This is a genomic window from Rahnella sp. RFA10(1/100) (assembly GCF_004195115.1).
GTDB classification, from domain to species: domain Bacteria; phylum Pseudomonadota; class Gammaproteobacteria; order Enterobacterales; family Enterobacteriaceae; genus Rahnella; species Rahnella perminowiae.
In genome coordinates this window covers 68,993-89,251 of sequence record NZ_SEWR01000008.1, presented here as the reverse complement: position 1 = coordinate 89,251, position 20,259 = coordinate 68,993, and the positions used below count along the sequence as shown (strand labels likewise).

Sequence of the window (20,259 nt, the reverse complement as noted above, 5' to 3'; positions counted from 1 at the left end):
AACCCCCTCCCCCTTCGCAGGGGGAGGAGCAAAGACTAAAGCTCCAGAGCAATTAACTCTTCCACCGTCTGCCTGCGACGAATCAATCTCGGCACGCCATTCTCAAACAACACTTCCGGCAGCAGCGGTCGGGTGTTGTAGTTGGATGACATGGATGCGCCATAAGCCCCCGTGTCATGGAACACCAGATAATCGCCAATATTTACCGGTGGCAGCGGGAAGGTTTCAACGCCGCCGCCTGCCTGTTGGGTAAAGACATCGCCGGACTCACACAGCGGCCCCGCAATCACCGATTCAGTCAGCGGCTGCCCGCTGACATCGCGGCCATCGGCCGGTAACAGCGAAATATGGTGATAACTGCCGTACATCGCCGGACGCATCAGGTCGTTAAAGCCCGCATCACACAGCACGAAATGACGGCTGCCCATATTTTTCACCGCGCGTATTTGCGCCACCAGTACACCGGACTCTGCCACCAGGAAACGACCCGGTTCGATCTCCAGTTTAATTTCATGGCCAAGATGCGCGGCGATTTGCTCACGCGCACGGTTCCACAGGCCAAAGTAATGGCCGGTATCAATGGATTCTTCTTCAAAATGATAGGGAATCGACAGACCGCCACCGGCGGATATCGCTTCAATATCTTGTCCGGTTTCAATCACCTGACGCACCATCGCATCGCAAACCTGCTCAAGGTGACCGTAATCCACACCGGAACCGATATGCATATGAATGCCCACCAGTTTCAGACCGTAACGGGCAATCTCCGCCAGTGCCTGCGGTAAATCGGCATACCAGATCCCGTGTTTACTGTTTTCACCGCCGGTATTGGTTTTCTGGCTGTGACCGTGACCAAAGCCCGGGTTAACGCGCAGCCACACCGGATGTCCGGCCTGGTGCTGACCAATCTGGCTGAGCATGTCGATGGAACCGGCGTTCACCGGAATATTCAGCGCGGTCACACGTTCCAGCGTCGGTTGATCCAGCACGTCAGCGGTAAACACAATCTCGCTGTCTTCGCCGCCCGGAATAAAACCGGCCACCAGTGCACGTTCAATTTCACCCAGAGAAACGGAATCGACCTTCACACCCTGCTCATGCATCAGGCGCAGAATATGAATATTAGAACAAGCTTTCTGCGCAAAACGAATGACGTCAAACTGGCGCAACTGCGCTATACGCTGTTTGATAATTTCAGCGTCATATGCCCACACAGGGCAGCCAAATTGTTGCGGCAGGGCCCGTAAATTCGCGGCGTTAAGTGCGGTGGACATGTCGTTCAGGGCGCGTGGCATAAGATTTTCCGTCAGGTGAATTCAGTCATATTTCCCTCAGTATGCCGCGTGGCGCAACACTGATAAAATATCTATTTCAGGCAAGTCTATTCATTTATGATATGGGTTACTGTCATCGTCCAGCGGATAAAACCATGCCAGCAATTTCCCTGCGCCATATCGAAATTTTCCATGCCGTAATGACCACCGGAAATCTGACCGAAGCCGCTGCGTTGCTCAATACGTCACAGCCAACAGTCAGCCGCGAGCTGGCACGCTGCGAAAAGTTACTGGATTTGCAATTGTTCGAACGCCTGCGCGGGCGGTTGTATCCGACCGTGCAGGGTTTACGGTTGTTTGAGGAGGTGCAGCGGTCATATTACGGGCTGGAGAGGATCATCAGCGCGGCAGAAGGCATCCGCCAGTTTGAGCAGGCGCAGTTGTCGATCGCCTGCCTGCCGGTATTCAGCCAGTCGCTGTTGCCTGCGGTCTGCAAGCCGTTTCTCGACCGCTATCCTGAGGTCAGTTTCAATATCGTGCCACAAGAATCACCGCTGCTCGAAGAGTGGCTGTCGGCGCAGCGCCATGATTTAGGACTGACGGAAAACACTCAGACGCCCGCCGGGACCGAGCGGCAAACGCTGCTGACGCTGAATGAAGTCTGTGTGCTGCCAGCCGGACATCCACTGGCAGCCAAACCGCGCCTCACACCGCAGGATTTCAGCGGCCTGAATTTTATCAGTCTGTCAGCAACGGACAGTTACCGCCAGTTGCTGGATACGTTGTTTACGGAACAACAGGTTATGCGACGGCTGGTGATGGAAACCCACAGCGCCGCATCGGTATGCAGTATGGTAAGGGAAGGCGCGGGCGTCTCTATCGTCAACCCGCTGACTGCACTCGATTATGGTGACAACGGACTCGTCCTGCGGGAATTCAGCGTCGCCGTGCCGTTCACCGTCAGCCTGATAAGACCGTTGCACCGCCCCGCTTCCGCGCTGGTGAGCACCTTTATTGAGCACTGCCATCAGCAGGCGCAACGCTTCGCCGGGGATCTTGAGGCGGCGCTGATGCGCTGAGCCCAAACGTCAGGGCCACACCGGAGACATCCCACATGGCTCTGACGTTTTCAGCGGCAAAATTACACGGCCGCTTTTTTCACTTTCTTCGCCGCACGACGGAAAGTGATCACACACAATACGAAGCCGGTAGCGCCGAGTGCGCCCGCTGCCAGCGGCACGGTGCCCAGCCCCATTCCGCGTTCAATCACCGCGCCACCCACCCAGGCACCCAGGGCATTGCCGACATTAAAGGCTGCAATATTGAGGGTCGATACCAGGTTTGGCGCGTTTTTACCGTAAGTCACAACGTTGACCTGCAACGCCGGAACTGCCGCGAAATTCACCATCGCCCAGATAAACAGTGTGATTTCTGCCGCCACCAGATGAGCACTGGTGTAGCTGAACAACACGGAAAATATCGTGATCATCAGGAATGTCATGGTCAGCGAAATCCCCAGACGCCAGTCCGCCAGACGTCCGCCCAGCACGTTACCGATGGTAAGACCGAGGCCGATCAGCAGCAGCGTCCAGCTGACTCCATGTTCAGACACGCCGGTGATTTGTGTCAAAATCGGCGCGATATAAGTGAACAGCGCGAACATTGCCGCCGAAAAGAAAATAGTGATCGACAGCGACAGCCATAACCCCAGGCTGCCCAGCGCACGGATCTCCTTACGCAGATCAGTCGGCTCTTCTTCTTTCTTATCTGGCAGCTTCTTATAAAGCGCAAACAGCGATGCCACACCAATCACCGCCACTACCCAGAACGTTGAACGCCAGCCGAAAGCCTGTCCGAGCGCGGTACCGAGCGGAACGCCCAGCACGTTAGCCAGCGTCAGACCGGTGAACATCAGGGCCACCGCAGAGGCGCGGCGGTTAGGTGCCACCAGACTTGCCGCTACCACGGCGCCAATCCCGAAGAATGCGCCATGACACAGCGCAGTGATCACGCGTGCCAGCATCAGGAAACCGTAACTGTAGGACAGAGCGCACATCACGTTACCGACGATAAAGATGCTCATCAGCAGCAGCAGGGTTTTCTTGCGCGGCAGTTTCGCCGTCAGTACAGCCATGATCGGCGCGCCAATCGCTACGCCCAGTGCATATCCGCTGATTAACCAGCCTGCAGAAGGAATACTGACATGCAGATCCCCCGCCACGTTGGGGAGCAGCCCCATGATGACAAATTCGGTGGTACCGATGGCAAACGCGCTGAGCGCCAGTGCCAGAAGTGCGACAGGCATAAAAACTCCGGATATTTTTGTTATGGTTAAAGGCACCGGCATTGCGCCGGAAGGGCTTAAATACCACGTTGATCACACTTTTGACCAGACGCAGTCTGTGCCCTGAGCGCCTGAAACGCACCCGATATCCGCATAATTCTTTACATAACAAAAGATTATACAAAACACATTCAGACAAAAAAGGAACCGATTCCAGGGATTCAGCGGATCAATTTTTTTCTTCTTTCAGTGACAGCCAGCGCGGGTGGCTTTTAAACCACGCCACCAGAAAATCGAGCAATGCACGCAACGCGGCAGGCATTTGCCGCCGTGATGCGTAAATCGCATAAATTCCCATTCCCTGTGGCTGCCACTGACCCAGTAAGGTAACCAGTTGCCCGCTGGCAATCAGCGGGGCTGCCGAATAATAAGGTTGCATGACTATCCCCGCGCCCTCCACTGCGCCGGTCAGCAGCACCAGCGATTCGTTGGCGCTCAGATTTCCGCTCACCGGAATCGCAACCTTTTCGCCCTGGCGCTCAAACTGCCACAGGCTTTTGCCAAAATAGGTGTATGTCAGACAATTGTGAACCGCCAGATCCTGCGGATGTTGCGGTGTGCCCTGCGCGGCCAGATAAGCCGGGGACGCACAGACGATCGACGGACATTGTGCCAGGGGCCGGGCGATGAGATTGGGGTCCAGATCGTTAGTAATACGCAGCGCCATATCAATACGGTCTTCCACCAGATTGATCGCCCGGCTTTCCAGCTGAAGATCGATGCTCAACTGCGGATGTCGCCGCAAAAACTCGCTGACCGCAATCACCACGGCACCCTGTCCGAAAGACTGCGAACAACTCAGACGCAGCAATCCGCGTAACGCTTCATTTCCTGTATCCGCCACGCTGCCCATCTCGGCCGCTACCGACAGCATTTTCCGGCAGCGGGCCAGCGTATTTTCACCCGCATCCGTCAGACTAAGTTTGCGGGTGGAACGGTGCAGCAGGCGTGCGCCCGACCACTTTTCCATCTCCGACAGATAACGCGTCACCATCGCCCGCGACATATTCAGCGATTCGGCAGCACTGACCATGCTTCCGCGTTCCACAATGGCAACAAACACTTGTGCAGCGGTAATTCTGTCCATGATTCGTCCGGTTTATGCAACAAACAGTTGCACATTATCCGGTTTTTCCTGCGGATTATGCAACGTACAGTAGATGCTTACTGAATGTGATTATTTATACCTCTGAGGAAATCCCATGCATCTGAAACATCTGACGTTACTCGCCGCCCTGCTGGGCAGCAGCCTGTCTGCTCATGCCGCCAGCGCACTGAAAATGGACGTTTACAACCCCGGTGAAAAAAGCGCTTTCCCGGTTTCCTCTGAAATTATTACCGGGGACAAAGAAGCGGTGCTGATCGACGCCCAGTTCCAGCGCAATGATGCAGAGAAACTGGTGGAGATGATCAAAGCTACCGGCAAAAAACTGACTACCGTGTACATCAGCCAGTCCGATCCGGATTATTACTTCGGGCTGGACGTCATTCACGCCGCCTTCCCGGAAGCAAAAATCATCGCCACGCAGGCTACCGTCAATCAGATCAACGCCAGCAAAGACGGCAAGGTCGCTTTTTGGGGCCCGCAACTTAAAGACAACGCGCCAAAATCTGTCGTGGTTCCCGAGCCACTGAAAGGGAAAACGTTTGAACTGGAAGGTCATAAATTTGAAGTGAAGGGGGTGAACGCAGAGCGGACATTTGTGTGGATCCCGTCGCTGAAAGCGGTAGCGGGCGGCGTGCTGGTCAATGGTAATAACACGCATGTCTGGACAGCAGATACGCAGACGCCGAAATCCCGTCAACAGTGGGTAGAAACGCTTGATGAAATCACCGGTCTGCATCCGCAAGTGGTGGTGCCGGGCCATTTCCTGCCAGGTGCGCCGGATAGCGTGGAGTCGGTGAAATTTACCCGTCAGTATCTGCTGACGCTGGAAAAAGAATTACCGAAAGCGAAAGATTCCGCCGCACTTATTGCTGCAATGAAAAAACATTACCCGCAGCTTAAAGAAGAATCCTCTTTAGACCTGAGCGCAAAAGTATTGAAAGGTGAAATGAAGTGGCCGCAATGAATATAAACTGAGTCGGCGCTCTCTTCTGCTAAAGGCATACATCGATCGGCTCCTCCCCTGCGAAGGGGAGAAGCGCAAAACCAATTAGCCTGGTTTGCTCTTTCTGATATTTACTGCGTCACCCGCACAAATTCGCCTTCGGCCTGCACGTTGTGACCAAAACCGCAGTCACCGGTGGTGTGAAGTTTAACGCTCTGTGGCGCAAAGTTCATGTCAACGCTGCACTCGTCACCCGCAGCGGAGGCGTCGTCGGTTTCATGATAAACCGCGTGGTTATCTTTAATGGCCGTCACCACGGAAAACTCTCCTATGTTCGGGCCATAGTAGAGCGACATTTGCCCCATATATAAGCCGCTGAAATCAATTTTGAACTGTGCCTCTTCGGCTTTCACTTCAACGATATTCCAGCTGCCAAAGCCCGCATATTGCCAGTAAATCCCTGCCGGGCTTTCCGCTGGCGGCAAGGCATCCAGTTTTGGCTGTATCAGACTCAGGTTGTATTGTGATTTTTTGTCAGCAGGCGCCAGCAACAGCCAGGCTTTGGCTTTCAGATAATCGCCCTGCTTTATGTAGGTCAGCGCAATGTTGTTGTAGGCCGTGGCGATCTGATCCTGCGGCTTATGGCAAAACTCGCTCCAGGCGACCTGATTACGGAAAATCTCCCGGGCTTTGCCCATCTCGCCCTGCTGGTAAGCCACTTTTCCGGCAGCGGCATAAATCCCGGCTTTAACACAATCGGCGCTGATATCCGGTTCATCAATCTGAGCCAACGCCTGAACACTGGTAAAACATCCTGCCACCAGCAGTAAATTCACTGCGACTTTCATCAAACATCCTTCTACTTTTGTGGTCTACAGAGCTTCGTGCTGGAAAAACATCCTTACAAGTGGCTCATTGCCCTATCGCACTGAGCCACTCATTCTGGGATGATTGGTTTTACAACATATCGATTACACATGGCAATTATGACTAAAAAACCTGGGAAATCGGCGCAATGGGGCGCCGTCTGGCAGTTAATTAAGCCTTACTGGCGCTCAGAAGAAAAGTGGCGTGCCTGGGGCATGTTGACCACTATCATCATCCTTTCACTGGCCGGCGTGTACCTCAGCGTACAGTTTAACGAATGGAACCGTGTCTTTTATGACGCGCTGCAAAACAGAAACTATCCGGTTTTCAAAGCCCAGTTGTGGAAATTTACCTGGCTGGCGCTGCTGTTTATCGTCATTGCCATCTACCGGGTTTACCTGACGCAAGGCCTGCAAATGAGCTGGCGGCGCTGGATGACAGAAGAGTATATGGAGAAGTGGCTGACCAATCACGCCTATTATTACACGGAGCATCAGCACCAGGTGGATAACCCCGATCAGCGTATTTCCGACGACCTGAATGCCCTGACCAGCGGGACTCTTTCTCTGGTGCTCGGTCTGCTGTCGAGCGTGGTGACGCTGTTCTCCTTCGTGTTCATTTTGTGGTCCATCAGCGGGCCGCTGAATTTTATGCTGGCAGGCCATCATTTTGAAATCCCCGGCTATATGCTGTGGTTTGCCCTGCTGTATGCCGCCGTGGGTTCCTTTATCATCTGGTATATCGGTAAGCCCCTGGTAAAACTCGGGTTTAATCAGGAATGGTTTGAGGCTAACTTCCGTTTTGGCCTGATTCGTATTCGGGAAAACAGCGACGCTATCGCGTTATATCATGGCGAGAAAAACGAGCACGACCAGCTGACGGGCAAGTTTGAGTCCATCAAAACCAACTGGTGGTCAATCATGCGCGTCACCCGTCGCCTGAATGTCGCGTCCAACTTTTACGCCCAGTTTGCCAATATCTTCCCGATACTGGTGGCGTCACCGCGCTATTTCTCCGGCGCGATCCAGATGGGTGCCCTGATGCAGATTGCCTCAGCATTCGGTCAGGTACAGGGCGCGCTGTCCTGGTTCATCGATGCCTTTACCGATCTGGCAAACTGGAAAGCCACCGTTAACCGCCTTGCCGGTTTCAATGCGGCAATCGATCAGGTTAACGCTCAGCCGCGCGGGATCAGTGTAGGCACCAGTACCCGACACGCCTTACAGCTTGATCAACTGACACTAAACCTGCCGAACGGTAATCCGCTGTTTTGTAATATTTCTGCTGCCATGCAACCGGGCGAACGTGTGCTGATTGCCGGGCCGTCCGGCTGTGGTAAATCAACGCTGTTGCGCGCGATTGCCGGTATCTGGCCTTACGGTTCGGGCAATATTACACTGGCGGAAGGTAAACGTTATCTGTTCCTGCCACAGCGCAGTTATATTCCAATTGGCACATTGCGCGATGCGCTCAGTTATCCTGACGCCAGCCGTGAATATACGGATGAACAGTTGCAACAGGTACTGACACAATGTCGCCTGTCGCATCTGGCGGCGGTAGAAATTCTGGATGATTACGCCAACTGGAGCCAGCGCCTTTCGCCAGGGGAACAACAGCGGCTCTCCTTTGCCCGTGCGCTGTTGATTAAACCCGATACGCTGTTCCTCGACGAAGCCACCAGTGCACTGGATGACGAAACCGAACAACAGGTATACGCTCTGCTGCTGAGCGAATTGCCGGACACTTCGGTTATCAGTGTGGCGCACCGGAATTCGGTCGCGAAATACCATCAACACTGCTGGCGTTTCAAAAATCAGGAAAATGGCCCGTGCGGATTCACTTCCACTGCGCTGTTGCCTGAATAACACCTGATTCCGGCGAAAAGGTTTCAAAATGCACAAAGGTTGCTGATGTCAGCAACCTTTCTTTTTTGTGTGTGCTGAAACCCATTTCGGACAGAAAACCAACAGGGTGGCTGGCTGATTTGTATAGCTGACCATACAATTATTCTTAAGTTAAATTTACAATGATCGGAGGTAAGAATTAATGAAGATAGATAAAAATTCGTTCACACCACTTTATCTGCAAATTGAGCAGCAACTTACCGAAAAAATAAGCACCGGCGAAATCCGCCCCGGTGATCCGATCCCGACCGAAGCGGCTATGTGTGAAATCTATGGCGTATCGCGTATGACCGCGCGAAAAGCGGTGGATTATCTGGTGCGTCAGGGGCGTGTAGCCCGTTTTCGCGGTCGGGGCACCTTTGTGGTTGCCCCACCGCAACAACAGAAAATTATTTTGCCGCTCGACCGGCATCTCACTGCCAGCGAAGTCGCCCGGGAAAATAACCAGCGGATTGAAAATCAGGTGCAGGAATTTCGCCGTATGCCGGCCAGTGAAGACATCGCCCGCGAGCTGAATGTTCCGGCAGGTACTGAAGTTTACTTTATGATCCGCCTGCGTCTGCTCGGTGATGAGCCGTTTGTGTATGAACAATGCTGGATGCTGTGCGACCGGTTCCCGGATATCACCCGAGCTGCCATGACCTCGTCAAAATATGCTTATATCCGCTCGAAAGGTTTCCAGCCTGCGGGCAGCACCAAACTGATTTCAGCAGAACTGCCATCTAACGAGATACGTCTCGCACTGAACCTGTCACGCGACCAGCCGGTACTGCATTCCCACGCAATTGTGTCGTTCACCGACGGCACGCTGTTTGAAGTATCAGATGTCTACTACAACCAGAAAAACTATGGCTTCAGCGTCCATGCCAAAGTTAAAGCTTAAGAGCCGTCAGGCAATGCCCGACAACTCTGCTTTCACCAGATTCGCCACCTGTTCAACCTGCGGGCCATAAATCACATGCACGTCCGTGTCGGTGATGCGTTTCACCCCCATCGCGCCGGTTTTCATTAATGTTCCATCCTGTATCTGAGCCATATCTTTCACCTTCACGCGCAGACGGGTGAAACAGCAGTCGACCGCCGTAATATTGCCCTCGCCGCCCAGTCCGATGATAATATTTTTGGTTTTTTCGCCCGTGCCCTGCGCCGGTTTTGCACGTTCTTCGGCATCATTTTCATCCTCACGCCCCGGCGTTTTTATCTGCATTCGCAGAATCACCCAGCGGAAAGAGAAGTAATACAGTGGCGCGTAGATGATGCCGAGGATCAGCGGATACCACCAGTGCGTGCGGCTGCCACCGAGCACACCGAAGATCAGGAAGTCGATCGCCCCGCCCTGCACGTTACCGATCATCACATGCAGCATTTGCATTAATACGAACGACAAACCGGTCAGCACCGCGTGCAGGATATACAGAACCGGCGAGACGAAAATAAAGCAAAACTCGAGGGGTTCAGTAATCCCGGTGGTAAACGACGCCAGCCCACCTGCCAGCATCAGAGCTTTCACGCGGCCTTTATGTTCCGGACGCGCGCAGTGATACATCGCCAGCGCTGCCGCCGGCAGGCCGAACATCATTACCGGGATTTTCCCCTGCGCCAGGAAGCGCGTTGCCTGCTGCGTGACGGCATCAGGGATCAGGCCCGGATTTGCCAGTGCGGCATTAAAGATATTCAGCGCCCCGACAATGCTCTGGTTATCCACCGTAGTCACGCCGCCAATTGGCGTAAAGCGCACGGTTTCATTGATAATGTGATGCAAGCCGGTTGGGATCAGCAAACGTTCTGACGTGGCATAAATAAAGGTACCGATCTCCCCGGTACGCCCGATCAGTTCGCCGATCCACTGGATCCCCTGCGCAATCGTCGGCCAGATCAGCGACATCAGCACGCCGACGACCGGCAGCACCAGCACGGTCACAATCGGCACAAAACGCCGCCCGCCAAAAAACGCGATCGCCGTCGGCAGCACGATGGTATAGAAGCGGTTGTGCAGCCACATCGTGATCAGCCCGACCAGCACCCCGCCCAGCACACTCATGTTGTAGGTAAAGATCCCCAGTGTGTTGGTGAATTCCGCGGCGTAAATCATCGCGTCACTTTCGGTCATACCCTTCGCTGTCAGTTTGGCGACGGTAATGGTTTCCGGGGTAATATTCTGGGCAAGCAGGCTGTAATTAACCCCGACATGCAGGCCGACAAAGCCGATCACTGCGGAAAAGGCCGCCGTGGCCTTCTCTGCATTGGCCAGCCCCATGGCCGTTGCAACCGCAAAAAATAGCGGCAGGTTGGCAAACAGCGCACCCGACACCTGACGGATAAAGCCGATCACCAGTTGCAATGTTTTCATCTGAGTGAAGGTTTCACCGGTGACCGCCGGGTTCTGCAATGCAGCTGCAAGACCTAAAAAAATCCCGGCGGCGGCAATTACCGAGATAGGCGTCATCAGGGCTTTCCCCAGATCATGTATCTTGCTGCCAAGTTTTATCATCTGTCTTCCCTCAACTCGCTGGCTAAAAATAAACCGTTAAATGAGTTAAGTCACAGAATGTATAGTTGTATAGACATAGTAGTCAGGAGTATGAAAGGGATCACAGTTTTGCGGGAGGAAAGCAGGTGTGGAGGTAAAACAAAAAAAAGCCCACATCGGACTGTGGGCGCTGGGGTTGCAACTGGCCGCTGTTCAGAACGGCTGGCAACAAGCAAATGTGAGAACTGCTCGCTCTCGGCCTTTAAGATAATGGCAGTTGCCCGGATCCCGGCGTCTTTTCTTGTAAGTGGCAGGTTAAAATGTATAAATTTGTTTGATTTGCATCACACTTTTTTAACACCTAACAATTCATTCACTTTTAGAATATTCAACTGGAAATTATTCTTACAACCCATTAGTTAGTTTACTAAGTAACAAGTTTATTGCTATTTCACACTGCACGAAAAGATTAAAACCCCATAACAATAAGGGGTTATATAGCAACATCATCCTCATGTTTTGAAATATAGAAACATAGGTGATGACAATATGCTTACACAGAGAAATCAGGCGCTCTCGTATAGTAGAGGACTTGTTGAGAATGGTTGTTCTCAATTTCCCCAAAAGAGTGAATTCTATGCGCCTGAAGTTACTTTCTGTCAGTACAGTGCTACTGCTTTGTGCATGTGACGGGACCGCCAGCTCTGCTTCTCCGGCAGGGCAGGTTCCTGCGGTAAATGTCATTACTTTGCACAGCCAGCCCGTTACCCTCACGACCAGCCTGCCCGGCCGCACCACTGCCGTACGCAGCGCAGAAGTCCGGCCGCAGGTGAATGGTGTGATCCAAAAACGCCTGTTTGTGGAAGGCAGTGAAGTCAAAGCCGGTCAGCAACTTTATCAGATTGATCCGTCAACCTATCAGGCGGCGTTTGACCGCGCCATGGCGACCTGGAAAAGCGCCGATGCGACAGCCCGCCGTTACAAGCCGCTGGTTGATGCGCAGGCCGTCAGCCGTCAGCAATATGACGATGCCGTGGCTGCTGAACGCGAAGCCGCAGCGGATGTCGAAACCGCCCGCGTCAATCTGCAATACACCAAAGTATACGCGCCGATCTCCGGCCACATTGGCCGCTCGGTGTATACCGAAGGTGCACTGGTTACCAGCGGCCAGACGGCGTCTCTGACCACCATCGATCAGCTCAATCCTATTTATGTCGATGTGAACGAATCCTCGCAGGACTTACTGAAACTGCGCCGCGCGCTGGCTTCCGGTAAGTTGCAAAGCGCCGGTGAAAATGCGGCACGGGCCACCCTGACGCTGGAGGACGGCAGCAAATATCCCCTGCAGGGCAAACTGGAATTCTCTGAAGTCACCGTGTCGCAAAGCACCGGTTCCGTTATTTTGCGTGCCTCCTTCCCGAACCCGCACGATGAACTGCTGCCGGGCATGTTTGTACACGCCCAGCTGCAACAAGGTATTGATGAAAAAGGCCTTCTGGTGCCACAGGAAGCCATCATGCATGACGTAAAAGGCTCGCCGTATGTGTACGTGGTGAAAGCGGATAACAGCGTTGAGCAGCGCGCCATTACCACCGGTCAGATGATGAACGGTAACTGGTTAGTGAATCAGGGACTCAACGATGGCGACAAAGTCATTACCGATGGGTTACAGAACGTCAGACCAGGCGCCAAAGTCAACGCCACCGAGCGTAAAACCAGTGCCCCTGCCGAACAGGCTAATCTCGCGATGACCGATCCTTCCGCGCAATAGGTGAGCTGAATGTCTACTTTCTTTATTAACCGCCCCATATTCGCCTGGGTTGTCGCCATCGTCATTATGATCGCCGGTGCGCTGTCAATCATGAAACTGCCGATCAACCAGTACCCGAATATCGCGCCTCCGGCGATTTCCGTCAGTGTCACCTACCCGGGTGCGTCAGCGGAAACGGCTCAGAACACGGTGGTTCAGGTTATTGAACAGCAACTGAACGGGCTGGATAACCTGCGCTATATCGAATCGCAAAGTAACAGCGATGGCAGTGCTACCATTATTGCCACCTTTGATCAGGGCACTAACCCGGATATTGCGCAGGTTCAGGTACAAAACAAAGTGTCTCTGGCCGAATCACAACTGCCAACCGAAGTGGTTAATCAGGGGATCCGTATTGCCAAATACCAGGCCAACTTCATGCTGCTGGTCAGCCTGATTGCGACTGACGGTAAAATGAGTAACTCGGATCTGAGTAACCTGTTGGTGACCAAACTCGAAGACCCGATTGTGCGTACCAAAGGCGTCGGTGACTTCCTGATGCTCGGTTCAGAATACGCGATGCGTATCTGGCTCGATCCGGCAAAACTGTATAAATATAAGCTGATCCCAAGTGATGTCAGCGCGGCGATTGAAGCGCAAAACGTGCAGGTGTCGTCCGGCTCCCTCGGCGGCCTGCCGACGGTAAAAGACAGCAAACTCAGTGCCACTATCATCGGTAAAACCCGTTTTGACAGCATTAATCAGTTTAAAAATGTGCTGCTGAAGGTGAATGCCGACGGCTCTCAGGTACGCCTCAGCGATGTCGGGAATGTGGATTTGGGACCGGAAAGTTATTCGATTTCCTCCACCTTTAACGGCAAACCGTCAACCGCTATCGCCCTGCGTCTGGCAAGCGGCGCGAACGTGCTGGACACCGACAGAGCAGTAAGACAAACCATCGCCGGGCTGAAAGACTCTCTGCCAGCCAACGTAAAAGTCGAGTTCCCGTACCAGACCGCGCCGGTAGTCAGCGCCTCAATCGAGGAAGTGGTAAAAACGTTGCTCGAAGCCATCGTGCTGGTGTTTTGTGTCATGTTGCTGTTCCTGCAAAACCTGCGTGCGACACTGGTGACCACGCTGGTGGTGCCGGTGGTTCTGCTCGGGACATTCGGTATTCTGGCAGCTGCGGGGTATTCCATTAACACCCTGACCATGTTCGGGATGGTACTGGCGATCGGCCTGCTGGTGGATGACGCCATCGTGGTGGTGGAAAACGTCGAACGTGTGATGACGGAAGAAAAGCTCTCGCCAAAAGACGCCACGATTAAGTCGATGAAACAAATTCAGGGCGCGCTGTTTGGTATCGCACTCGTGCTGTCTGCCGTCCTGGTGCCAATGGCCTTCTTCGGTGGCTCGACCGGGATCATCTACCGTCAGTTCTCCATCACCATTGTGTCTGCCATGGCGCTTTCGGTGCTGATGGCGCTGATTTTCACCCCGGCACTGTGTGCCACTATCATCCGGCACAATGACGAAGAGAAAGCCAAAAGCGGTTTTGCGGGCTGGTTTAACCGTAACTTCGATAAAGGTGCGATGCGCTACACCGCAGCCGTCGGCACGGTGATCTCCCGCCGTCGTCTGTTTTTGGGTCTCTACCTGCTGATTGTCATCGCCACCGGTTTTATGTTCACACGCGTGCCGACCACCTTTCTGCCGGATGAAGATCAGGCTGTGATGTTTGTTCAGGCGACATTGCCCGCCAATGCCTCAGCAGAACGGACCCAGCAAGTGCTGGATAATGTCCGCGAATATCTGTTGAAACAGGAAAGCGGTATTGTCTCCTCGGTGTTTACCGCCAACGGTTTCAGCTTCGCCGGGCGGGGTCAGAACGTCGGAATTGCGTTCGTGCAGTTGAAAACCTGGGCAGACCGTCCAGGTGCCGCGCAAAAAGTCCAGGCGCTGGCCGGTCGTGCGATGGCGCATTTCGCCACTATCAAAGATGCCCGTGTGTTTGCTTTCGTTCCGCCAGCGGTTATGGAACTGGGTAATGCCACCGGGTTCGACTTCTTCCTGCAAGACACTGACGGCAAGGGGCATGAAGCGCTGATGGCCGCGCGTAATCAGTTCCTGCAACTGGCCTCGCAGGACAAACGTCTGATGGCGGTGCGTCCGAACGGGATGGAAGATGAACCGCAATATCAGCTGGAAATTGACGATGAGCGCGCGCAGGCGCTGGGTCTGAGCCTCGACGACATCAACAACACGCTGTCTGCGGCCTGGGGTTCAGCGTATGTGAATCAGTTCATGTATAACAACCGCGTGAAGCGTGTTTATATCCAGGGTAAGGCGGCTTCCCGCGTCACGCCTGAAGATTTGAATAACTGGTATTTCCGTAATTCCAGCGGCGATATGGTGCCATGGAGCGCCTTCGGCAGTGGCAAATGGGTGTACGGATCCCCGCGTTATGAGCGTTTTAACGGCGTGTCTTCCGTTGAACTGATGGGTTCGCCGGCACCGGGCTACAGCTCAGGTGATGCCAACGAGGCAGTGATGGAAATCGCGGCCAAACTGCCGCCGGGTTATAAAGTGGCCTGGCACGGTCTGAGCTATGAAGAGAAGCTTTCCGGCTCACAAACACCGGCGCTTTACAGTCTGTCAATGATCGTGGTGTTCCTGTGTCTGGCGGCGCTGTACGAGAGCTGGTCAATTCCGTTCTCCGTCATGCTGGTGGTACCGCTGGGGATTTTAGGCACCATCGGCGCCGTGCTGCTGCGCGGGCTGTCGAACGACGTTTTCTTCCAGGTCGGCCTGCTGACAACCGTCGGGCTGGCGGCGAAGAATGCCATATTGATTGTTGAGTTCGCCAAAGAGTTACATGAGAACGAAGGGATGTCGGTGACTCAGGCGGCCATCGAAGCGGCCAAGCTGCGTATCCGGCCGATCATCATGACCTCAATGGCGTTTATTCTCGGCGTATTCCCGCTGACCATTTCCAGCGGTGCGGGTGCGGGCAGCCAGCATTCCATCGGGACGGCGGTGGTCGGCGGTATGCTCACCGCCACCTTCCTGGCCATTTTCTTCGTGCCAATGTTCTACGTCACGGTGGTGAATCTGTTCACCCGCAAATCGAAAAAACACGATAAGGCGCTTCCTGCACCCGAGGCCACACACCATGAATAAACCGCATTTCGCGCTCTCGCTTGTCAGCGCGTTTTCACTCACCCTGCTGGCGGGCTGTACCCTGGAACCTGATTATCAGCGCCCTGCACTGCCGGTCGCCAGCAACTGGGACAGTGCTTCCCCTGGCGCGGCACAGGATATCGGCTGGAAAGCGTTCTTCAATCAACCGGCGATGAATCAGCTGATTGGCATGTCACTGGCTAACAACCGCGACCTGCGGGTTGCGGCGTTAAACGTGGATACCGCGCGCGCTACCTTCCGGATTGACCGCGCCGCCCTGCTGCCGACGCTCAACGCCGGTGCCAGTGAAACCAACCAGCATCTGCCGGGCGGATTGTATTCGACACAAAGCACCGGACCGGTGACGTATCAGCAATACAGTGCCAATCTGGGCGTGACGTCTTATGAGGTTGACCTGTTTGGCCGCTTACGCAGCCTGCGCGATCAGGGGCTGGAGACTTACCTGGCGACAGAAGCCACGCAGCGCGCGACGCAAATCTCGCTGGTGTCTGAAGTGGCTTCCGGCTACCTGAGTCTGGCGGCGGATAACGATTTGCTGAAACTGGCAATCAGCACCGCCGGCAGTCAGGAAAAATCTTACGAACTCACCAAACACAGTTATGATGCCGGCATCGACACCTCACAGGATCTGGTGCAGGCCGAAACCACGGTGCGTGCGGCACAGGCTGATATCGCCCAGTACACACGTCAGGTGCGTCAGGACGTCAACGCGCTGACCCTGCTGGTCGGCACCACCATCCCCCAGAGTTTGCTGGCGAACGCCACCCTGCAACAGGACTGGAAATTCCCGCAGACACCGGCCGGTTTGCCCTCTGATCTGCTGACCCGCCGTCCGGATATTATTTCCGCTGAACATACGCTGAAAGCCGCTAACGCCAATATCGGCGCGGCGCGGGCGGCGTTCTTCCCGAGCATCACGCTGACCGGCACGGCAGGCACAGAAAGCGGCAGCCTGAGTAAACTGTTCGATGGCGGTACCGGCGCGTGGTCATTTATGCCTTCGGTTAACATCCCGATCTTCGACGGCGGCGTGAATCAGGCCAATCTCGACATCGCGAAGGACACCAAAAAAATTGATATCGCCAACTATGAGAAAGCGATTCAGACGGCGTTCAAGGAAGTGTCCGACGGCTTAGCCGGTCAGGCGACTTACAAAGACGAACTGCTGGCCCGCCAGCAGGACGCCGACGCCAACCAGCGCAACTACGATCTGTCGCAGATGCGCTTCAAAGGCGGTGTCGACAATTACCTCAGCGTACTGGTCGCGCAACGCTCCCTGTATTCTGCTCAGCAAACGCTGATCACCACACAACTTGCCCAACTGAATCAGGACATCAGTTTGTATAAAGCTCTGGGGGGCGGCTGGAAGGAGTGAGTGTTTGAGTTAATGGAAACGCCGACGGAAGTCGGCGTTTTTGTTTTTAAGCCGGAGATACCTTATCCTGCAACATATTCATCGCAGAATCTTCTTCACCAGCTCACCCCGCGCATCAAAATAACGGCTCGGCCAGATCACGCTCGGATGCACATCCAGCGCCTGTGCAATCACCTTCTCCCCTTTCGGCCATGACCGCGACAGCGCATTCGACAGCGTGGATGAACTCAACCCCACGCTGCGCGATACCGCCGCCAGCGTCGTACCCCGTTTACGCAATGCCGCAATAATGTCTGCCTGATGCCAGTCGGTATGATTCTGTGCTTTGTTCATGGAGGATCCTTTCCTGAGTGATAAGTAAATAAAACGTCTACGCAGGAAGAGTAAACCGGCAGAAACATTATCCCAAAACGGGATAAAAGTTGAAGGAAGCTAATCAGGTTATTGATAGATAAGATGAAATGTAATATTGATGAGATAGCTGAGCTAACGTTGGTAAAAAATTATTTTGGTGAAAATTTTCGATTTGAAAAGGATGCAAAAATGAGTCTGAACTGGGGCCGGAGTGACCAAGTAGAGTATCTGTAAGCGCACCAGAAAGCCACATAACGACGGGCAAAAATCGTCACGACTCCTGTGGGTAACTATATCATCCACAGGAGTCGTGAAACACAGCGCTGAGGGAAGGTAGTCCGAAGTTCAGCGTAATTTATCAGCCGTCTACTCGCCGACGCTGGTCGCTCTGCTCCCCGTTTTCCGGTGCACCCACCTCGGGTGGCATTAGCTATTCTTTACCTGTGGGAAATGTGCCGCAAATAAAAACGGTGGTCATGCACAACAACGGTCATTCCATGAATCTCGGTAGATAATGTTTCCGTCAGTGTACTTCCATGTGATCGCCTCATAACGTAACTCTAGCGTTTCCAGATGCGTGCTGCTCATGCCGCCTGGAGCCAGGTAGGGTGAAATTGTCGTGATTTTGACGTTATCCAGGATGATATTGAAATACTCGGCCTCGATGCCAGATTCCAAGATGCGGTACATCTTGATTATTGCCTTCTTCATGGTTCGGCCTTCACACACTGCTCGATACAGGAGAGGCGTAGTCTGATCGAATTCTTTCACTATCGTGATAGGCCGATGAACGCGCGTACCCGTGAGTTTTCCGCATTGAGAATCAACGGGGATAGTGACACCGTGGGAGAATGATTTCAGCTCAATGGAACCTAAACGCAGTGGCATCATGCAGCTACCGACAACCGGAGAACCATTTTCATCTTCAAGCCATAAGTGAGCGGGTGTGGACATTCAATTTCCTTATCAGTGATAATTTAACAGCGGTTAATTTTTCGACCGTCACCATTTACAGTAACGTATAAAAATAACAATCATAACTATGGCGAATACGCCTATCGGCCAGACGGGACTATCAGGAAAAAAATAACCCTGAAATAGTGCGAAAATAATCGTGAGAACCACAGGCCCGTACAGTGATGATAAAAACGCTAGTTGCCACAGTAGAAATTTCTTTAGATATTTAATCATGGTTATCGAATCATTCGAGTAATGATACTTGCGATGTTGGAATCAGACCATTGCACTTCAAGTGCACCCGCGCGTTCGAACACTGGCTCAATAAGGAAATACATCATTTCCAGCTCTTGCGCATAAAGGGCTGCGTAATAGGCGGGATATCGAACGGATAGACGATGGGCACTATCCGCCGCTTTCTGAACCAAGCCATACGTTGTCACTACACCGGCAACCGTACCAGCTGCACGCCCCGTAAGAGAGCTGAGTTGCACACTTAGACTCAATCCAATGCGGACGCTGGTAGCGGCCGCTAAAGCATATCCTGCCCCTGTAAGTGAGCTGGCGGCGATATGAACATTCACAGCCATGAGCTGTTTTTTGATATACTCTAATTGGTCATTGGTTTTGTATTTAAATATTTCTTCAAAGTAGATATGAAGCATATTATAGACAACATCACCATTCTGGATAATTCGAATGACACCGTTCCTGAAGCGCAGATCTTCCGTCTTTTGTTTTTGGCAAACATCGTTATATTCATCGGTAAAACAGGACGTATAATACAACAGCCTGGTAGCACCCTTCCCTAATGTTTCAACTTGATTTGCGACCTGCTGACCGACAGCAGTTACAGCGTGATCTAGCTTTAGTGCAAGAATTTTATTCGCCTGTAAATGACTAATAATTTCATCGTTACCGTACATAATCGTTCCTTGCGTAAGGTACTCAGTCCATGCTGATCGATTTACCATTGAGTGGGCCCCACGAAAAGCCAGACAGTAGAAGTCTCTTAACTTAAGAGATAGGTTTGGGTATATGTCTAACACTAACGCTAATTTTAGTTACGACAGCAGCACGGTACAGGATGTGATGCCTGGCGTGGTAGAAAAGCGGTTCGATACTCATTTACCGGAAAATCAATCCAGTGGCTGACGGGCAACAGTTCGGCTTATGTAGCGCATGAAACCCGCTGAGTCTATTTAAAAAAGAGCCATTACGTTATGCCCATATGTTTTCACAATCTATTGGAGAACCTTTAAAAATGGAATTTTCAGAAATTTATTACTAATTAGGCGATTAAATCACCTCTCTTCAGACGGCCAAATTTAGCGCGCCACTCCAGTATTTACGCTCGTAAGTAGTCGATATCAACCGTCACTCACTAAGGAAAATTTATAGCCGTTACTAGCCTCACATAATCAGAAATTACCCTTGTATAATCCTGATGGCTGTGGTGCTATTTAAATCTTACCAAACGCCTGGAATCTTATACACCGCTGAATTAGAAATTTTTTATTATTTTATTGAACCTGCATTAGAGGATGTAATAAAGAAAGTAAGGGCTAAAATGCTGCGTAATTTAGATGAGGCTTATGAAGAGTTAAGGGACAAATATAATGTTTAAAAGCTTAATATCTTTATTATTATCAGACATTTTATTTCCTATTGTTATTATTTCATCATGGCTGCTTTGTATCTATATCTTTCCC

General features: G+C 52.6%; 16 protein-coding genes and 1 pseudogene. 9 read left to right on the top strand and 8 right to left on the bottom strand.

Going from position 1 to position 20,259, the window contains the following annotated elements; all coding sequences use genetic code 11:
* Nucleotides 1–35: 35 nt before the first annotated feature.
* Nucleotides 36–1,295, bottom strand: a complete 1,260-nt coding sequence (gene lysA / locus ETV65_RS20505; RefSeq protein ID WP_129954927.1) for a diaminopimelate decarboxylase — start codon at nt 1,293–1,295, stop codon at nt 36–38.
* Nucleotides 1,296–1,429: 134 nt separating this feature from the next.
* Here lysA and ETV65_RS20500 point away from each other — a divergent pair, with 134 nt between their 5' ends.
* On the top strand, nt 1,430–2,353 hold the full coding sequence (locus tag ETV65_RS20500) for a LysR family transcriptional regulator (protein WP_129954926.1): 924 nt from the start codon (nt 1,430–1,432) through the stop codon (nt 2,351–2,353).
* A 62-nt stretch (nt 2,354–2,415) separates the two neighbouring features.
* Here the strand turns inward: ETV65_RS20500 and ETV65_RS20495 are convergent, their stop codons facing one another.
* Both ETV65_RS20495 and ETV65_RS20490 read right to left on the bottom strand, forming a co-directional pair.
* Nucleotides 2,416–3,579, bottom strand: a complete 1,164-nt coding sequence (locus tag ETV65_RS20495; RefSeq protein WP_129954925.1) for an MFS transporter — start codon at nt 3,577–3,579, stop codon at nt 2,416–2,418.
* Between the two features lie 208 nt (nt 3,580–3,787).
* Nucleotides 3,788–4,705 (bottom strand): LysR family transcriptional regulator, encoded by a 918-nt coding sequence (locus ETV65_RS20490; RefSeq protein ID WP_129954924.1) that lies wholly within the window; start codon nt 4,703–4,705, stop codon nt 3,788–3,790.
* 115 nt (nt 4,706–4,820) lie between these two features.
* On the opposite strand from ETV65_RS20490, the gene ETV65_RS20485 reads away from it, so the two are divergent.
* Nucleotides 4,821–5,690, top strand: coding sequence for an MBL fold metallo-hydrolase (locus tag ETV65_RS20485; RefSeq protein ID WP_129954923.1), 870 nt, complete (start codon nt 4,821–4,823; stop codon nt 5,688–5,690).
* A gap of 110 nt (nt 5,691–5,800) precedes the next feature.
* On the opposite strand, the gene ETV65_RS20480 is transcribed toward ETV65_RS20485, so the two are convergent.
* Complete coding sequence (locus ETV65_RS20480) at nt 5,801–6,517, bottom strand: tetratricopeptide repeat protein (RefSeq protein WP_129954922.1); 717 nt, start codon at nt 6,515–6,517, stop codon at nt 5,801–5,803.
* Nucleotides 6,518–6,646: 129 nt separating this feature from the next.
* Between ETV65_RS20480 and ETV65_RS20475 the strand changes: the two genes are divergently transcribed.
* Together ETV65_RS20475 and ETV65_RS20470 are read left to right on the top strand one after the other, a co-directional pair.
* A complete protein-coding gene (locus ETV65_RS20475; RefSeq protein WP_129954921.1) occupies nt 6,647–8,401 on the top strand; it encodes an ABC transporter ATP-binding protein/permease in 1,755 nt (584 codons plus the stop codon).
* A 181-nt stretch (nt 8,402–8,582) separates the two neighbouring features.
* A complete protein-coding gene (locus ETV65_RS20470) occupies nt 8,583–9,323 on the top strand; it encodes a GntR family transcriptional regulator (RefSeq protein ID WP_129954920.1) in 741 nt (246 codons plus the stop codon).
* A 6-nt stretch (nt 9,324–9,329) separates the two neighbouring features.
* Here ETV65_RS20470 and ETV65_RS20465 read toward each other — a convergent pair whose 3' ends face one another.
* Nucleotides 9,330–10,931: a PTS transporter subunit EIIC gene (locus ETV65_RS20465; RefSeq protein WP_129954919.1), complete on the bottom strand. Its 1,602-nt coding sequence runs from the start codon at nt 10,929–10,931 to the stop codon at nt 9,330–9,332.
* Nucleotides 10,932–11,547: 616 nt separating this feature from the next.
* Here ETV65_RS20465 and ETV65_RS20460 point away from each other — a divergent pair.
* Genes ETV65_RS20460 through ETV65_RS20450 form a run of 3 tightly spaced genes read left to right on the top strand, consistent with a single transcriptional unit; the run spans nt 11,548 to nt 17,236 of the window.
* A complete protein-coding gene (locus ETV65_RS20460; protein ID WP_129954918.1) occupies nt 11,548–12,681 on the top strand; it encodes an efflux RND transporter periplasmic adaptor subunit in 1,134 nt (377 codons plus the stop codon).
* 9 nt (nt 12,682–12,690) lie between these two features.
* Nucleotides 12,691–15,840, top strand: coding sequence for an efflux RND transporter permease subunit (locus tag ETV65_RS20455; protein WP_129954917.1), 3,150 nt, complete (start codon nt 12,691–12,693; stop codon nt 15,838–15,840).
* Nucleotides 15,833–17,236, top strand: coding sequence for an efflux transporter outer membrane subunit (locus ETV65_RS20450; RefSeq protein ID WP_129954916.1), 1,404 nt, complete (start codon nt 15,833–15,835; stop codon nt 17,234–17,236). The genes ETV65_RS20455 and ETV65_RS20450 overlap by 8 nt, the downstream gene beginning before the upstream one ends.
* A gap of 78 nt (nt 17,237–17,314) precedes the next feature.
* On the opposite strand, the gene ETV65_RS20445 is transcribed toward ETV65_RS20450, so the two are convergent.
* Entirely contained in the window at nt 17,315–17,569 is a 255-nt protein-coding gene (locus tag ETV65_RS20445) for a helix-turn-helix transcriptional regulator (protein ID WP_129954915.1), read from the bottom strand.
* Nucleotides 17,570–17,827: 258 nt separating this feature from the next.
* Between ETV65_RS20445 and ETV65_RS25250 the strand changes: the two are divergent.
* Nucleotides 17,828–17,955: pseudogene (locus ETV65_RS25250) on the top strand (IS630 family transposase); the annotation flags it as partial.
* A 109-nt stretch (nt 17,956–18,064) separates the two neighbouring features.
* On the opposite strand, the gene tssD reads toward ETV65_RS25250, so the two are convergent.
* Together tssD and ETV65_RS20430 are read right to left on the bottom strand one after the other, a co-directional pair.
* Nucleotides 18,065–18,544 carry a type VI secretion system tube protein TssD gene (tssD, locus tag ETV65_RS20440; protein ID WP_015696031.1) on the bottom strand — a complete coding sequence of 160 codons (480 nt, stop codon included), beginning with the start codon at nt 18,542–18,544 and terminating at the stop codon, nt 18,065–18,067.
* A gap of 239 nt (nt 18,545–18,783) precedes the next feature.
* Entirely contained in the window at nt 18,784–19,473 is a 690-nt protein-coding gene (locus ETV65_RS20430; RefSeq protein ID WP_129954914.1) for a hypothetical protein, read from the bottom strand.
* Nucleotides 19,474–19,994: 521 nt separating this feature from the next.
* On the opposite strand from ETV65_RS20430, the gene ETV65_RS20425 reads away from it, so the two are divergent.
* Nucleotides 19,995–20,174, top strand: a complete 180-nt coding sequence (locus tag ETV65_RS20425) for a hypothetical protein (protein WP_015696029.1) — start codon at nt 19,995–19,997, stop codon at nt 20,172–20,174.
* Nucleotides 20,175–20,259: the final 85 nt, after the last annotated feature.

What these genes read in the sequence shown, in the direction of transcription:
- ETV65_RS20465 (WP_129954919.1), bottom strand. Translation starts at nt 10,931, where the DNA reads ATGATAAAACTTGGCAGCAAGATACATGATCTGGGGAAAGCCCTGATG.
- ETV65_RS20475 (WP_129954921.1), top strand. Translation starts at nt 6,647, where the DNA reads ATGGCAATTATGACTAAAAAACCTGGGAAATCGGCGCAATGGGGCGCC.
- ETV65_RS20425 (WP_015696029.1), top strand. Translation starts at nt 19,995, where the DNA reads ATGGCTGTGGTGCTATTTAAATCTTACCAAACGCCTGGAATCTTATAC.
- ETV65_RS20495 (WP_129954925.1), bottom strand. Translation starts at nt 3,579, where the DNA reads ATGCCTGTCGCACTTCTGGCACTGGCGCTCAGCGCGTTTGCCATCGGT.
- ETV65_RS20460 (WP_129954918.1), top strand. Translation starts at nt 11,548, where the DNA reads ATGCGCCTGAAGTTACTTTCTGTCAGTACAGTGCTACTGCTTTGTGCA.
- ETV65_RS20490 (WP_129954924.1), bottom strand. Translation starts at nt 4,705, where the DNA reads ATGGACAGAATTACCGCTGCACAAGTGTTTGTTGCCATTGTGGAACGC.
- lysA (WP_129954927.1), bottom strand. Translation starts at nt 1,295, where the DNA reads ATGCCACGCGCCCTGAACGACATGTCCACCGCACTTAACGCCGCGAAT.
- ETV65_RS20500 (WP_129954926.1), top strand. Translation starts at nt 1,430, where the DNA reads ATGCCAGCAATTTCCCTGCGCCATATCGAAATTTTCCATGCCGTAATG.
- ETV65_RS20430 (WP_129954914.1), bottom strand. Translation starts at nt 19,473, where the DNA reads ATGTACGGTAACGATGAAATTATTAGTCATTTACAGGCGAATAAAATT.
- ETV65_RS20445 (WP_129954915.1), bottom strand. Translation starts at nt 17,569, where the DNA reads ATGAACAAAGCACAGAATCATACCGACTGGCATCAGGCAGACATTATT.
- ETV65_RS20480 (WP_129954922.1), bottom strand. Translation starts at nt 6,517, where the DNA reads ATGAAAGTCGCAGTGAATTTACTGCTGGTGGCAGGATGTTTTACCAGT.
- ETV65_RS20485 (WP_129954923.1), top strand. Translation starts at nt 4,821, where the DNA reads ATGCATCTGAAACATCTGACGTTACTCGCCGCCCTGCTGGGCAGCAGC.
- ETV65_RS20470 (WP_129954920.1), top strand. Translation starts at nt 8,583, where the DNA reads ATGAAGATAGATAAAAATTCGTTCACACCACTTTATCTGCAAATTGAG.
- ETV65_RS20450 (WP_129954916.1), top strand. Translation starts at nt 15,833, where the DNA reads ATGAATAAACCGCATTTCGCGCTCTCGCTTGTCAGCGCGTTTTCACTC.
- tssD (WP_015696031.1), bottom strand. Translation starts at nt 18,544, where the DNA reads ATGTCCACACCCGCTCACTTATGGCTTGAAGATGAAAATGGTTCTCCG.
- ETV65_RS20455 (WP_129954917.1), top strand. Translation starts at nt 12,691, where the DNA reads ATGTCTACTTTCTTTATTAACCGCCCCATATTCGCCTGGGTTGTCGCC.